This is a genomic window from Paenibacillus sp. PK1-4R, from assembly GCF_030369595.1.
GTDB lineage: Bacteria > Bacillota > Bacilli > Paenibacillales > Paenibacillaceae > Paenibacillus.
In genome coordinates this window covers 6,084,846-6,100,496 of record NZ_CP126535.1, presented here as the reverse complement: position 1 = coordinate 6,100,496, position 15,651 = coordinate 6,084,846, and the positions used below count along the sequence as shown (strand labels likewise).

The window sequence follows — 15,651 nt, the reverse complement described above, 5'->3', positions numbered from 1 at the left end:
TTTTTTAGTATCGGGATGTAGCTCAGCTTGGTAGAGCACCTGGTTTGGGACCAGGGGGTCGCATGTTCAAATCGTGTCATCCCGATTTTTTTGTTTATGCGGGTGTAGTTCAATGGTAGAACTTTAGCCTTCCAAGCTAATAGCGTGGGTTCGATTCCCATCACCCGCTTACAGGATATAATGAAAGAGCCTTTGCAGATGCAGAGGTTTTTTTATTTTTATTAACGTAATAATTAGTAGTTATTTTATATAATATTTTATGTAAGGTACAGTGCAGGTTTATTCAAAAAGAGCCAAGACCCCTTTGCAATCCAAATAGGGAGGTCTTGGCTCTTCTGTTTATCTCTGTGGATGAGCTGCTTCTAAGACGTAGCAGCTATTGTAACGTGACGTGAGTACAATTTAACGTTCGTTGTGATCCGTCACTCTTCTACGCATGCCCGCTAATCCAAGCAGTCCCAGCAAACCGAGCCAGCCCCAATCCATGCCGTTATCACGGTCGGTTGTTGTGGCGTTTGCACGAACACTGTTGGTACGATAGTCACCATTGTTGCGGTAGTTTCCATCCATATTCAGGTTGGTGTTTGTGCGATCCATGTAGTTGGTGTCCTGATAAGACCGGACACGTGATCCATTGGTGTTGGTATCCATTCCTTTGGACATTTGACCATCAGCTGCAGCAGGGCCAGCCATCGCGGCCACCAGAAGCACGGAAGCAATAATTGTTGTACCTTTCTTCATCATTTAAATTCCTCCTTTTTGGTTAGAGCTATAGATTAATCTGCCCAAAAAGCTAAGAACATTATGTAGAAATGGTCTGTTAAGATATCCCTACAATTACAGTAGGTTAGGAACATACATAAGAACCTCCCCTAATAAGCAGACTTGTAGTGGGAAGAAATTTATAATTACATCTTTAATTTATTGCGTCACTGTGGTAAAGTATACAAAAGCTTGCTTTGCCGGTCATGTTTCTTTGTATATCATCTGTTCTCAAACAATGAAATTATGCGGTTTAACCTTACAATTAGGTACATGGGATCATATCTAAAAGAACTGTATATTTATGAGTTTTTAAGAATAGGTATGAGACTTTTGATTTATCTAAAGTACGTGAAAAAGGTATCATGCGACAGTATATGACCATTAATTGAAGCAGAACAAGAAAATGAATAAAAAAGCGTGTTTTTTTGCTGTAAATCGGGGATAATCCCCATTTTTTCTAGTAGAAAAATAAAGATTTTCGTACCATTTTATTGTATGATGTTATGAAGGTGTCAAATTTACGTGTACGAATGGAACGATCAGATGGGAGGATAAGCATGACTGAAACTATGGTAACCGCCAGCAAAAGCCAATCCAACAACCTGCTTCGGCGAGACGTGCGGTTCCTGGGCAATATACTCGGAGAAGTTCTTGTCCATCAAGGCGGCACGGAGCTTCTAGATATCGTTGAGAAGATTCGGGAAACGAGCAAATCGTTGCGTGCAGAATTTCTGCCAGAACTCTATGCAGAGTTCAAAACGATGATCCAGGAATTAGACTCGGACAATCGTCACCAGGTTATTCGGGCTTTCGCTATTTATTTTCAATTAGTTAATATTGCTGAACAAAACCATCGGATCCGGCGTAAACGGGATTATGAACGTTCTGCAGGGGACGCTGTGCAGCCAGGATCGATTGAGAAAGCAGTACAGGATCTTAAGGAACGTGGACTGTCTCATACAGAGGTGGAAGAGATTCTCGATGATTTGTCGTTGGAACTCGTCATGACAGCTCACCCAACCGAAGCCATGCGCCGGGTTATTCTGGACATCCACAAGCGGATATCCGAAGATGTCATGTCACTTGATAATCCTACGCTGACGTTGCGTGAACGTGAACAGTTGCGTGAGAAACTGCTGAATGAGGTTATTACACTCTGGCAGACAGATGAACTTCGCGACCGTAAACCGACTGTACTCGATGAAGTGCGGAACGGGATGTATTACTTTCATGAAACGTTGTTCCACGTACTTCCGGATGTGTATCAGGAGCTGGAACGCTGCCTGAACAAATTTTATCCTGACCATGACTGGCATGTGCCGACGTATTTGCGGTTCGGTTCCTGGATCGGTGGAGACCGGGATGGAAATCCTTCGGTAACTTCAGATGTAACATGGCAGACGCTGTTGATGCAACGCAAGCTCGCTTTGCGTGAATACCAACGGATTATGATTGAACTTATGGGCCATCTCAGCTTCAGCACAAACATCATCCATGTATCGGATGAGCTGGTGCAGTCGATTGAGCAGGACCGTAATTCTGTTACATTGAAAAAAGTGGATATCTGGCGGAATGAAAAAGAGCCATACCGCATCAAATTGGCCTATATGATTGCCAAGCTGAACAATGTACTGGATGAGAACAAATTAGGTCAGCCTGACCGTTATCATAGCGCACAGGATTTGATTGATGAACTGATGATTATTGATCGAAGTCTGCGCCATCATTTTGCCGATTACGTAGCAGATACGACCATTCGCAAAATGATTCGTCAAGTCGAGTTGTTTGGTTTCCATACCGCAGCATTGGATGTGCGTCAGCACAGTAAGGAACATGAAAATGCGATGTCGGAGATTTTGGCGAAAATGAACATTGTAGAGGATTATGCGCGTCTGACTGAAGACGGTAAAATCGATCTGCTTGCTCGTTTGCTGGATGATCCACGTCCGCTTACTTCTCCTTATCACCAATACACGGAGGGAACCAAAGAGTGTCTGGATGTCTTCCGTACCATTAAACGTGCCCAGAACGAATTTGGGGACGGCTGTATCACAAGTTACCTGATCAGTATGACGCAGGGCGCAAGTGATTTGCTTGAGGTTATGGTATTTGCCAAGGAAGTGGGCTTATTCACCAAAGGTCACAACGGTGACGTTGTATCTACACTTCAAGCGGTACCGCTGTTTGAAACGATTGATGATCTACATGCGGCTTCGGACATTATGGAGAAGCTGTTCAACCTTCCTGTATACCGCGCAAGCGTAAAAGGACGGAATGAACTGCATGAAATCATGCTTGGTTATTCAGACAGTAACAAGGATGGCGGAGTGGTTACAGCCAACTGGGAACTGCGCGTAGCAATGAATGCCATCACGGCTGTAGGTAATGAACACGGCGTTAAGCTGAAGTTCTTCCATGGACGTGGCGGGGCTCTTGGACGTGGCGGCATGCCACTCAACCGCAGTATTCTTGCTCAACCACCACATACCATTGGTGGAGGCATCAAGATTACGGAGCAGGGAGAGGTTATTTCTTCCCGTTATTCCCTTCAGGGGATTGCATACCGCAGTCTGGAGCAAGCAACTTCGGCTTTGATTACAGCAGCACTTAATGGGCTAGAGCCTCAGGAGTCAGCATCCGAGCGCCATTGGGACAGCATCATCAAAGAGATTTCGGAAGTATCTCTGACGAAATATCAGGACCTGATTTTCCGTGATCCAGACTTCTTTACCTTCTTCAAAGAATCAACGCCGCTTCCGGAGGTTGGTGAACTGAATATTGGTTCCCGTCCATCCAAGCGTAAAAATAGCGATAAGTTTGAAGATCTGAGAGCGATCCCTTGGGTATTCGCATGGACTCAAAGTCGATATCTGCTTCCGGCATGGTACGCGGCAGGAACAGGATTGCAAAGTTACTATCAGGATAAAGAGGAAAATCTAATTGTCCTGAAAGAAATGTATGCAAGCTTCCCATTCTTCCGTACATTAATTGATACGGTACAGATGGCCGTAGCCAAGGCAGATCTGGTGATTGCCAAAGAATATTCAGCAATGACTTCGAACAAGGAAGCCCGTGATCGCATATACGGTCAGATCGAAGCCGAATTCAAGCTCACAAAAGAGCTGATTCTGAAAATTACCGGAGAAGCTGAAATTCTGGATGATGTACCGGTTATTCAAGAATCCATTCGTCTTCGTAACCCTTATGTAGATCCGTTGTCCTACATGCAGGTTCAACTTCTGAGCGAGCTCAGAGATATGCGTGAACGTGGTGAGGACGATACGGAGCTGCTTAGAGAAGTGTTGTTGACTATTAACGGTATTGCTGCAGGGCTGCGTAATACAGGTTGATGCCTGAACTGATGCATATGAATAATTCATATGTAACAAAGTACTCATTACTTTGTTAACTAAAAAGCTCCATTCTCTGCTCTACGGAGTGAGAGATGAAACGGGACTCCTGCTGGAGTTCCCGTTTTTACTGTTTTTGGCGGATATTTGTCATACAGTCTTGATTTTTGACCAAAGTTGATTTACGATTTGATTGGTGAATTACAAGTGTGGACGGGTATCAGAAGACGGAAGACCCATCAGCATGTCTGGGGGAATAAGGGTGGACAATTTGGAGAACAGGCTTGTGAAACTGGTGCTCAAGGGCGACCAGAGAGCCTTCGCAGAAATCGTTGAACTATATAAGGACAAGCTATTTCATTTGGCATACCGGATGCTGAACAATCGTCATGAAGCTGAAGACGTTGTGCAGGAGACGTTTTTGCGTGTGTTTCGTAATATGGAGAAGTACGATCCGAACCAGAAGTTCTCAACCTGGATCTACCGGATCGCGACAAATCTGTGTATTGACCGACTGCGCAGAAAGAAACCTTCATACTCTTTGGATGCTGAACTGAATGACCAGGAAGGATCTGATGGTTATGCGATGCTCCCGAGTGATGATCGTACACCGGAGAGTGAAGCGCTCCTGTCAGAAACGCAGACACTCATTCGTGAGGCCATTGACAGTTTACCAGCTAAGTATAAGTCCGTTATGATTCTGAGATATTTACAGGACTTGTCGCTACAGGAAATCAGTGACGTGACAGGTATGCCCGTAACAACGATCAAGACACGCGTTCATCGGGGCCGTGATTTTCTACGTAAAAAATTGGAGTATAAGTTATAAATGTTAAACGCCTTTAAATATGGGCGAAATTATTTGAAACATATCCGAAACGGATGCGTATGTAATGTATGCAAGTCTTATGCGTGCTTTTTAATGGCACATGGACTAAGTGATTTAAGAAAGGATTGGCTCTCATATGGATTGCAACTCGGCCGTCTCTTTAATGCATGAATGTTTGGATGAGTCGTTGTCCCCGGCCCAGAAGGTTGAATTGAAAAGTCACCTTGTGATCTGTCCGGATTGTCGCATGCGCTTTAAAGAGTTGGAACAGACGGAAATGTTACTCTTTGCCATGAAACACTATTCACCGTCTGCCTCTGATGAGCTGACCAATCGAATTATGAATGCTCTGCCCCAGCCCAAGAGACAGCAAGCATGGCTCAAATGGGTCAAAGGACATCCCGCGCTGACGGCGGCAGCCTTCTTTTTGGTCGTGATGCTCTTTAGCGCCTTGAATTTCTGGAATCAGAATAACGAAATGGTTGTTAAGGGAAATAATCTGGACCAGATCGTGATTCAGGGTAACACGGTTATTGTTCCTGAAGGTAAGTCAATTGCTGGCGATCTTACGATAGAAAATGGAACCGCACAAGTATATGGTGATGTGAACGGCAATCTGACGGTTATCGACGGACAACTGTTTCAGGCTTCAACGGCGCATATTTCAGGTCAGGTGAAAAGTATTGATCAGGCGCTGGACTGGTTCTGGTACAAAATAACCAATATGGTAAATGAAGTGGCTTATCGCTAGAACAGGGTAAAATCTTCAATGGTATATACCAAGCAGGGTACCTCCAGATTGCATGGGGTACTCTTTTTTTATACGCAAACTTTGTAATTCATGGTAAATGTGATGTTTATGTGCAGTTTGAGACTGCCGTAACTTGCAACCTGAACGTTAACGTTATAACCTAGATACTAAAGAGAACATACTACTACATATAGATACGCATTTTGCACAAATTGAATGATGCAGAAATGCGGAGACAAAGGATTATATAAAATCCTAATGGGTTAATATGAGATCAGGGTTTACTCATCAATGGGGATAGCGGGGGCTGGCTTATGAATTATTTTGCTGACTTAACGTGGACAGAGTCCATTAAGGACGTTATCGATATATTGATCGTTACCTATATTATGTACAAACTGATTTTGCTTGTGCGAGGGACACGTGCGGTTCAGCTCCTGAAAGGAATTCTGTTCCTTGTGCTGATCTGGGCATTAAGTACGTGGCTAAACCTGTATACGCTCAAATGGTTAATGAACCAGATGTTTACGTTTGGTGTTGTTGCGGTGTTCATTATCTTTCAGCCGGAACTGCGTCGTGGTCTGGAGCAATTGGGACGCGGTAAGCTGTTTGGACGTTCAGCGGCAGCGAGTGATGAAGAATTAACGGTTTTAATTGGTGAGATTATTAAGTCAGTTAATTATTTGTCACGGCGTAAAATTGGCGCATTGGTCGTATTTGAACGTGAAACGGGTCTGAACGATTACACGGAATCGGGCATTAAGATGCAATCTCTGGTCAGCTCGGAGCTGATGATTAACATCTTTATTCCAAATACACCGCTCCATGATGGAGCCGTTATTATACAGGGAAAACAGATTTCGGCGGCAGCTTGTTATTTGCCATTATCGGAGAATCCTTTTATCAGTAAGGAACTGGGAACACGTCACCGTGCAGCAATCGGGATTACCGAAGTTGCAGATGCGATCTGTTTGGTTGTCTCTGAGGAGACAGGACAAGTGTCACTTGCAATGAATGGACAGGTCGTTCGTGATATTAAGGAAGAATCGCTGATTGCCAAACTGTATGAGGAGTTGCGCCCTACATCCAATCTGAAAAAGAGTGGCTGGACAACCTTCTGGAAACGGAAGGGAGGACGTAACAATGGATAAGTGGTTTAACAATAATAACTTTGCCAAAATACTTGCGCTTGCGGTGAGCCTGCTGCTCTGGTTCATGATTCATCTGGATGAAGTACCAACCACCCCTACGATTACAACAGGGACAACCAACAAGGTTGTGGAACGTACGGTGCCTGTTCAACCTTATGGATTAGACAGCAACAGCTATGTGCTTACTTCATTAAGTACGGATGAGGTCCGGCTGGAGATCAAAGGACAGCGCTCGATGCTAACATCAATTTTTACGAATGACGATTACAAAGTACTGGTCGATCTGAGTCAGGTGAAAGATGGGTCCAATACACTGCCACTTGTACCTGATTTGCCTTCCGGGGTAGAAGTGGTCAGCATGGAACCTTCCATGGTTACGGTGAATGTAGAAAAATTGGGCACCAAATCCTTCAATGTGAATATTGTACCCGAAGGGGAACCATCCGCCGGATACAGCGCTGGAACGCCCGTAATTGAACCTTCGACGCCGGTTAAGGTAACTCTGCCCGAAGGACAACTCGAGGCTGTAGCGAAGGTTCAGGGCAGTGTGAGCGTGAAAGATGCCAAGGAAGATGTCATACAGAAAAAAGTGAAACTTCAAGCATACGATGCTGAAGGCAAGGTCCTTGAAAATGCGATTATAACGCCTCAAACGGTTGAAGTCCGAGTTCCGGTCAATCAGCCCTATACATCTGTACCCTTAAGAATCAAATATTCGGGACAGCTTCCGGAAGGCCTGGTACTCTCCACGGTAGAGCCAAGCGTGAAAGAAGTCTCGGTTTATGGATCAGAGGATGCGCTTGCGGGTATACAGGCCTACGACCAAGTAACCCTTGATCTTACACAGTTTGATCAGTCGGGTACATCGACAGTTAACGTGGACTTGACGCCGCCTTCCGGTTTTGAGAAAATCGAGCCTAGTTCGATTCAGATCAAGGTAACCATATCACCATTTGACGAGGCAGAGGAGACAACCAAAGTCTTTCCGAACGTCCCCATCACACTTACCGGTGCGGGGAATGGACTGGAAGGGACGCTGGTTACGCCTAGAAGCGGCGGTCTGAACCTTACACTCACAGGCTCAGCTAGTATGCTTGAGGGTCTAAGTAGTGATGATCTCACGTTGACCGGGGATCTCACTGGACTTGCGGTCGGAACGCATGAGATCAAGCTTGAAGCCGAACTGCCCCGTTATGCCAAACTGGATGAATCATCCAATGCTCTGAGTGCAACGGTCAAAATTAGCGAAAAGGCTGAAGACACCACAACTACTCCTAGCGAAGATCCGACTGAAGAGGGAACGGTAGCACCTGACCCTTCACCAGCCGAGGTCGAAAATGGGGAAACGGAGCCTGTTCCTGATGAAGAAGAAACGGAATCGAATACGGATACTCAGGATCAGGGTCAACAGGGGAGCACAAGCAGTCGAGGTAATTTAAATAATAATAACAGCGGTACTGGCAGTAAAAGTGGCGCGAATCCGTAAACGTTCTAATTTTAAAATTCTCAAAAAATAATAATAGTGCTCGTATATGATGCGAATAGAAGGAGTTAAATCATGGGGAAATATTTTGGTACAGACGGTGTAAGAGGGGTTGCCAATAAAGAGTTAACGGCAGAGCTGGCTTACAGCATTGGACGTTGTGGTGGTTACGTGCTTGCAGGTGGTGTGGAAAGACCAAAAGTGGTTATCGGCATGGATACTCGTATCTCGGGATTGATGTTGGAATCCGCACTGGTTGCAGGCCTGTTGTCCATTGGCGCTGATGTGATCCGTCTGGGCGTTGTATCCACTCCGGGAGTGGCGTATATTGCACGTTTGTTGAAAGCTGACGCGGGCGTGATGATCTCGGCTTCCCACAATCCGGTTGAGGATAACGGAATCAAGTTCTTTGGTGGAGATGGCTTCAAGCTGTCTGATGAAACAGAGAACCGGATTGAAGAACTGATGGATGCGGAGACAGATCAATTGCCACGGCCAGTTGGTGGCGGGCTGGGTACTGTAACGACAGATGAAGAATCCCGTTATCGTTACCTTGATTTCCTGAAAACGACTGTAAATGAATCGTTCTCTGGACTTAAAATTGTTTTGGACTGTGCAAACGGAGCAGCTTATGAACTGGCACCAAAATTGTTCAGTGAACTAGGTGCAGAAGTCATTGCCATTGGCGCTGAGCCTAACGGCCTGAATATTAATGAGCAATGTGGATCAACTCATCCAGAGAACCTGAAACAAGAAGTGCTCAAACATAAGGCAGATCTGGGTCTTGCTTTTGACGGGGATGCGGATCGTCTTATTGCTATTGATGAGACAGGCGCTGAGGTGGATGGAGACTTCATTCTGTGTATCTGCGGTGATGCGATGAATCGTGCAGGCAAGTTGAAGGACAGTACCGTTGTATCGACCGTTATGAGTAACATCGGATTCTACAAAGCAACGGAGAAACTTGCACTGAAAACAGCTAAAACGGCAGTAGGTGACCGTTATGTGATGGAGGAAATGCGTCGCGGCGGTTACAACTTGGGTGGAGAACAATCTGGCCATGTTATTTTCCTGGATTACAATACAACTGGAGACGGTATGCTGACTGCGATTCAACTCGTGGATACGCTCAAGGCTTCCGGTAAAAAACTGAGTGAACTAAAAGCGCTAATGACCCAGTACCCACAAGTATTGGTGAATGTGCGTGTTGAAGATAAGAGCAAATACGAGGGCAATGCTGCAATCGAGCAAGCTATTGCTACAGTAGAACAACAACTCGGTGATAATGGACGTGTACTCGTTCGTGCTTCAGGTACTGAATCTCTTATCCGTGTTATGGCGGAAGGACCAGATAAAAACGAACTTGAACAATTTGTGTCTCAAATCGCAGATGTAGTGCAAAAAGAACTGGTATAGGACTGAAAGAAATCCCTTGTGCATACGGTTTTCTAAAGGGAATTGTTGTGTATAAAGGGTATGATATAACAGGATTTAAGACATATAGTGCGTGTTCAAAAAGTCTGGTTTTCAGTACCGAGAAGATGGAATGAAGATAGAAATGGAGTAGCGGAGCGTAGGGAAACTACGTGAGCAACGGACATTTCGGCTGAATTTCATATTCGATGCTGATTATGCCAATAGGCATGATTCGTAATCAAAAGCGGACTTTTTGAATTTCCTCTAAAGATGAATATTCCTGCGTCCCGGCCTGATGAGACCATAGGTCCGTTTATCCGGTCGGGATTGTAGGTAAATATGCTAAAATTGTCACAGGTACTTTGCTCCATTGCAAAATGGACCTGACGTGCATATAATGAGTGGAGTCGTCATTCAGACACAGAAAGTGAGGAACGTAAGGTTACAGTTACACAAGCGCCAGAGCTTGGAGTTGCGCGGGATGATGTTGATCAGGATTTCTTCGGGTTGAAGAACGGCTGATTAAGATCAACGGCAATCAAGCTGACGAGGTGGAGGTGTTCGGATTGTTCGGCGGGGACCTCCCGGTGAAGCACCAGAGCCGTAAACCGGATTGCGGAAAATGGATAGGTGACTGTCCACACAACGCGCCGGTGCAGGTGCAAGAGTTAAATTAAAATTCAAATGAATGTGCGTGAAGAGCGTAAACAGTACGCGGACGGGAAAATGATGTACATTCATGATTGCATTCATAACAGCTTATGATGACTGCGGGGCGACACGAGGTCGCTCTGATCATTGATAATTGAATAAGTCCCAAGTATTCATGAAACGCTAGGCAATCACTCATTTTTCCGATATGCCGCCTCTGCCTGTTTCTCTTCGTGACACAGTATTCATATACAAACGGAGGAAATAAACTATGTGCGGTATTGTTGGATATATTGGTAATAAGAACACTCAATCGGTATTGGTCGAAGGATTGAAGAAACTCGAGTATCGTGGTTATGATTCTGCAGGTATCGCGGTATTTACACCGGAAGGTCTGCAAATCACGAAAGCTCTTGGTCGTCTTGCGAACCTTGAAGCCAAGCTGGATGGTGCACCTCTGGTAGGTAATGCCGGAATCGGACACACACGTTGGGCAACTCATGGTAAACCATCGGATGAGAACTCTCATCCACACACGGATGGAAGCCAGAAGTTCTCTGTTGTGCATAACGGTATTATTGAGAACTACCTGGATCTGAAGGACGAATTGATGGCTCAAGGTCACACGTTCACTTCCGAGACAGATACTGAGGTTATCTCTCACCTGATCGCACGTGAATACAATGGTGATATCGTCAAAACAGTACAAAAAGTGATCACGTTGTTGCGTGGCGCATTTGCACTGGGTGTATTGACAGAGCATGAGCCTGAGAAACTCGTAGCTGTGCGTCAAGCAAGCCCATTGATTATTGGTATTGGTGAAGGCGAGAACTTCATTGGTTCCGACATCCCTGCAATTCTGGAACATACACGTAACGTGTACATTCTGAATGATGGTGAAATGGCTGTTTTGACACATGATGCTGTCGAATTGATGACGATTGAAGGCAACTTTATTTCTCGGGAAATGATTCGTGTCGATTGGGATGCTGTAACCGCAGAAAAAGGCGGATTTGAGCACTTCATGCTGAAAGAAATTCATGAGCAACCAAAAGCATATCGTGATACTATGCTGGGTCGCATCGATAATGAAGGCAAAAAAGTTCAACTTCCTGAGTTGAAAATGACTGAAGAACAAATTAAAAATATCCGTAACGTTCAAATCATTGCATGTGGTACAGCGTACCATGCAGGTCTGGTTGGACGTACAGTGATTGAGCAATTGGTACGTATTCCGGTTGAAACAGATGTGGCTTCCGAGTACCGTTACCGTTCCCCAATCGTGCACAAAGATACACTTGTAATCGTAGTGAGCCAATCCGGTGAAACTGCCGATACGCTTGCTGCATTGCGTGAAGCACAATCCAATGGTGCACATGTACTGGCAATCACAAATGTAGTGGGTAGCTCCATTGCACGTGATGCAGATGATGTTATCGCAACATTGGCAGGTCCTGAGATTGCAGTAGCTTCTACCAAAGCGTATACTTCGCAGTTGATTGCTTTCAACTTGCTTGGTCTGTACCTTGCACAAGTTCGTGGTACTCAATCTGCAGAAGAGATTGCACACACGCTGGCAGCAATGCAAGCATTGCCTGAGCAAGTGGAATCCATGTTGGAGCAAGCGGAGGCAATCAAAGGGTATGCAGAGCAAATCTCCAAACATGAACATCTCTTCTTCATTGGTCGTGGTCTTGACTATGCAGTAGCTCAAGAAGGATCTTTGAAGCTGAAAGAGATTTCTTATATTCACTCCGAAGCGTATGCTGCGGGTGAGTTGAAACACGGTACGCTTGCATTGATCGAAGACGGTATCCCTGTTATTGCCCTGGCAACGCAGGAGAACGTACTTGAGAAAACAGTGAGCAACATTAAGGAAGTAAAAGCACGTGGCGCAGATGTATTGGCAATTACGTACGAAGAGCACGTAGCACCATTGCTGAAATCCGTAGACCAAGCGTTTGCGATTCCTAAGACGTTGCCACTGCTTAGCCCTGCTTTGTCTGTAGTTGCTCTGCAATTGCTGGCATACTATGCTTCCCTGGCACTGGGTCATGATGTGGATAAACCACGTAACCTGGCGAAAAGTGTAACGGTTGAGTAAGGTATTCTGTACAAATTAGTTTATTGTCCAATGATAAATAAGTATAGAACCATTAACAAAAGTATGGAACTACACGAACTAATGTCCAATGACATGGATAAATGGGTTAATCAATAGATTCAGTAAACTAATAAAGTATGAACAAAATAATGGTCCTGATGACTCTAAGTCGTCAGGACTTTTTTGATGTTTCAGGAGGGTGGTTCTGAATATTAGAACCATCTTATTTGTGTTTTTGCATTATAAATTGCGGTCATTCATTGAACGAAAATTCACCAGATTATAGAGTACCTTAGGAAGAGTATCTTTTTGTAATTCTCACATTTGAAATATTCTTCGTGCACGAATGGAATCAACTTCTTAAAGAGAGTCATGAACATTCGCAACTCGTAAGTGCCAATATATCCTCAAGCAGGATGCAGATCGGGCATATGAGATCATTTGAACAATAAAGAAAGGTGATTAAACGTGACTGGTACATCCTTCAGCGACTCACAAAATGGTATGCCAAGCAGCAACAATGCGCACGATGAAGGAGCTTATTGCGCGAAGTGAAATCATTGCCCGTTCAACTCGGATTCAGAACGCTATTGTAATCTTCATGTAAATGAGTGAAGACATCGGATAGTGTATAAGGGAAAACCTCACGTACGGTTTGATGAGGAGGAGCAGAGAAGAAGGCGTGATACAAAACTATGTCGGCTGCCATCCGTGCGGACGCTGTGGCCAGTTTCCAACCAGGCTTTCAGAAATTGGTCAGGTAATCATGTTAAGTTATTACAAAGTGCAAGGAATCGGAACACCGGCAAAAGAATATCTTAAGGGAATATATACCAAATTTACCTGTTCAATGGCTGAATGTCAACACTCGTCTAATTCCTCGATTGATGTCAAATCATTCCCAACGTTTCTTCTCCATTCACTTTTTTTAACGAAAAATGTTAACACATTATGTTTTACGAACCAAATTTAACAATATAATGACTATATTTAACAAAAAAATCACTATACATTCTTGTAAATTTTGATATAATTCAACCTAGGTCTTATTCCCTATTATTCTAATAAATGGAATTGTAGGGTTTTTTATACCCATCCAAGCTGTGTGCGAGAGACCAGTATACTGGCTAACCAACAAGCCGGCATGCGGGGACCAACAATTGTGGAAAATGACAGCCTAGAATATGTTGCTCCATGACGTCAGAAGGTTCAGAAAGGAAGGTTCAGAAAGATGGGGCCAACCTTATCCCAATTCCGATGGAGGATGAAGTGAGTGAGCATTTTTGAAAAGCTGGAATCCAACGTAAGATCTTACTGCAGAAGCTTTCCGGTGGTATTCGACCGGGCCAAGGGAGACCTTTTATATTCTGAGGACGGAAGAGCATATATTGATTTCTTTGCAGGTGCCGGGGCACTCAATTACGGCCATAACAACGATTATATTAAAGACCGGGTTCTCGATTACTTGACCTCCGACCGGATTATGCACGGTCTGGATATGTATACAATGGCCAAGCGTGAATTCATCCAGAGCTTCTCTGAGCGGATCCTGGAGCCAAAGAAGCTGAATTACAAGCTTCAATTCTGCGGTCCAACAGGGACGAATGCGGTGGAAGCGGCCCTGAAGCTCGCACGCAAGGCGAAGAAGAGAAGTGGAATATTCGCATTCATGGGTGGCTTCCACGGCATGTCGCTCGGCAGTCTGTCGGCGACAAGCTCCAAGTCTATGAGAGAAGGGGCGGGGCTTCCTCTGGACGGAGTTACGTTCATGCCGCACCCGAGCGGGGCTTTCGCAGAAATGGATACGCTCGGCTATATCGAGAATATCCTGACTGATTCGCACTCCGGAATCGACAAGCCGGCCGCGATCCTGCTTGAAACGGTACAAGCCGAAGGCGGAATTCACGTTGTCGACGTGCAGTGGCTACGCGAGCTGCAGCAGCTTTGCCGCAGGCACGATATTCTGCTCATTACAGACGAAATTCAAGTAGGATGCGGGCGGACAGGCGAATTCTTCTCCTTCGAACGAGCGGGGATTGAGCCGGATCTCATTACCCTGTCGAAGTCGATCAGCGGATACGGCCTGCCAATGTCCCTGCTGCTGCTGAAGCCCGAACTGGATATCTGGACGCCGGGCGAGCACAACGGCACCTTCCGCGGCAACCAGTTGGCTTTTGTGGCCGCGAAGGCTGCTCTCGAGTTCCGGGACAGAACCGAATTGGAAGCTAAGGTGAAACAGAAGGAAGAGTTTGTACGCTCGTTCCTTGATCAAGAAATCAAGCCTCTGCATCCGTCCATCGCCATCCGCGGACTCGGCCTGATCTGGGGCATTGACGTCTCGGGGTTCATGGATGAAGCCGGGGCGAAGCGGGTGACGGATTTCAGCTTCGACAACGGGCTCATCATTGAAAGAGCTGGCAGAGGAGACAGTGTGCTGAAGATCATGCCTCCGCTGACCGTCTCGATGGAGCATCTGGCTGCCGGCTGCGACATTATCAAGTCCAGTATGCAGCAGGTGATCTCTCAGGAGACCAAGGATTTGCTAGTTACGACCTAAGCTTGGCCAAGCCGTTGGCCGCCCCCGACAAGAGGCACGAAAGTGCCTTCTGGAGGGCGTGCGGACTTGATGTTAAGGTAGCGCTTTCACCTCAGTGGAAGACTTTCTCCTCATGCTACCTGCGGTAACGTCAATCAACATGGACTTCTCCGCCAAGGGCAGTCCCGTTCATGCCATACAAAGCATTCCTTGAGTCTCATGCAGTACCCTCGTTAAATTTAATCGTCAGGAAAAGCTCACAACCCCGCAGCCGAATCTTTACTTATCCACACCAGGGCTGTGGGGGAATAAGCAAATCGTACATAGAGTGTATCAATACCCCTTAAACATAGGCTTCGTCAAAGGCAGCTCGGGTGCCAAATCAGGAATTACGGTCGACTTCCTGCTGGACGGCCGGAACCCTGCGGCAAGCCTTACATCGACAGGAGGAACATTCCTTGTCGTTTATCCCCAAATCCAGTTCCGAACCCCATGTTAAACCAAATCCCGTCTTCGGGTGGCTCGTCCGCAGCAATCATATTGAAGCAGAGGAGTCCGAAGCAGCCGCATCTCTTGCGTAGAACGATGCTTGTTGTTGTCCTTTACGCATGGGAG

General features: G+C 45.6%; 10 protein-coding genes and 2 tRNA genes. 11 read left to right on the top strand and 1 reads right to left on the bottom strand.

Annotated elements, in window-relative coordinates; all coding sequences use genetic code 11:
• The first annotated feature begins 11 nt into the window (after positions 1-11).
• Positions 12-85, top strand: a tRNA-Pro gene (locus tag QNO02_RS26480).
• A gap of 13 nt (positions 86-98) precedes the next feature.
• A tRNA-Gly gene (locus QNO02_RS26475) sits at positions 99-169 on the top strand.
• 233 nt (positions 170-402) lie between these two features.
• On the opposite strand, the gene QNO02_RS26470 is transcribed toward QNO02_RS26475, so the two are convergent.
• Positions 403-744: a WGxxGxxG family protein gene (locus QNO02_RS26470; protein WP_091038383.1), complete on the bottom strand. Its 342-nt coding sequence runs from the start codon at positions 742-744 to the stop codon at positions 403-405.
• 578 nt (positions 745-1,322) lie between these two features.
• On the opposite strand from QNO02_RS26470, the gene ppc reads away from it, so the two are divergent.
• The 9 genes from ppc (at position 1,323) to QNO02_RS26425 (ending at position 15,617) form a co-directional block, all read left to right on the top strand.
• Complete coding sequence (ppc, locus tag QNO02_RS26465; RefSeq protein WP_091038385.1) at positions 1,323-4,115, top strand: phosphoenolpyruvate carboxylase; 2,793 nt, start codon at positions 1,323-1,325, stop codon at positions 4,113-4,115.
• A 262-nt stretch (positions 4,116-4,377) separates the two neighbouring features.
• Positions 4,378-4,944: an RNA polymerase sigma factor SigW gene (gene sigW / locus QNO02_RS26460; protein ID WP_017692117.1), complete on the top strand. Its 567-nt coding sequence runs from the start codon at positions 4,378-4,380 to the stop codon at positions 4,942-4,944.
• Between the two features lie 136 nt (positions 4,945-5,080).
• The gene (locus tag QNO02_RS26455) at positions 5,081-5,695 is read left to right on the top strand and encodes a zf-HC2 domain-containing protein (protein ID WP_036614042.1); all 615 of its coding nucleotides are present in this window, start codon (positions 5,081-5,083) and stop codon (positions 5,693-5,695) included.
• 314 nt (positions 5,696-6,009) lie between these two features.
• Positions 6,010-6,846, top strand: a complete 837-nt coding sequence (gene cdaA, locus QNO02_RS26450) for a diadenylate cyclase CdaA (protein WP_289390448.1) — start codon at positions 6,010-6,012, stop codon at positions 6,844-6,846.
• The gene (locus QNO02_RS26445) at positions 6,839-8,332 is read left to right on the top strand and encodes a CdaR family protein (protein ID WP_289390447.1); all 1,494 of its coding nucleotides are present in this window, start codon (positions 6,839-6,841) and stop codon (positions 8,330-8,332) included. The genes cdaA and QNO02_RS26445 overlap by 8 nt, the downstream gene beginning before the upstream one ends.
• 72 nt (positions 8,333-8,404) lie before the next feature.
• Entirely contained in the window at positions 8,405-9,745 is a 1,341-nt protein-coding gene (glmM, locus tag QNO02_RS26440; RefSeq protein ID WP_133387215.1) for a phosphoglucosamine mutase, read from the top strand.
• Positions 9,746-10,667: 922 nt separating this feature from the next.
• Positions 10,668-12,500 (top strand): glutamine--fructose-6-phosphate transaminase (isomerizing), encoded by a 1,833-nt coding sequence (gene glmS / locus QNO02_RS26435; protein WP_076217241.1) that lies wholly within the window; start codon positions 10,668-10,670, stop codon positions 12,498-12,500.
• Positions 12,501-13,773: 1,273 nt separating this feature from the next.
• Positions 13,774-15,057, top strand: coding sequence for a diaminobutyrate--2-oxoglutarate transaminase (gene ectB / locus QNO02_RS26430; RefSeq protein ID WP_289390446.1), 1,284 nt, complete (start codon positions 13,774-13,776; stop codon positions 15,055-15,057).
• 437 nt (positions 15,058-15,494) lie between these two features.
• Positions 15,495-15,617 (top strand): hypothetical protein, encoded by a 123-nt coding sequence (locus tag QNO02_RS26425; RefSeq protein ID WP_256332438.1) that lies wholly within the window; start codon positions 15,495-15,497, stop codon positions 15,615-15,617.
• The last annotated feature ends 34 nt before the right edge of the window (positions 15,618-15,651 follow it).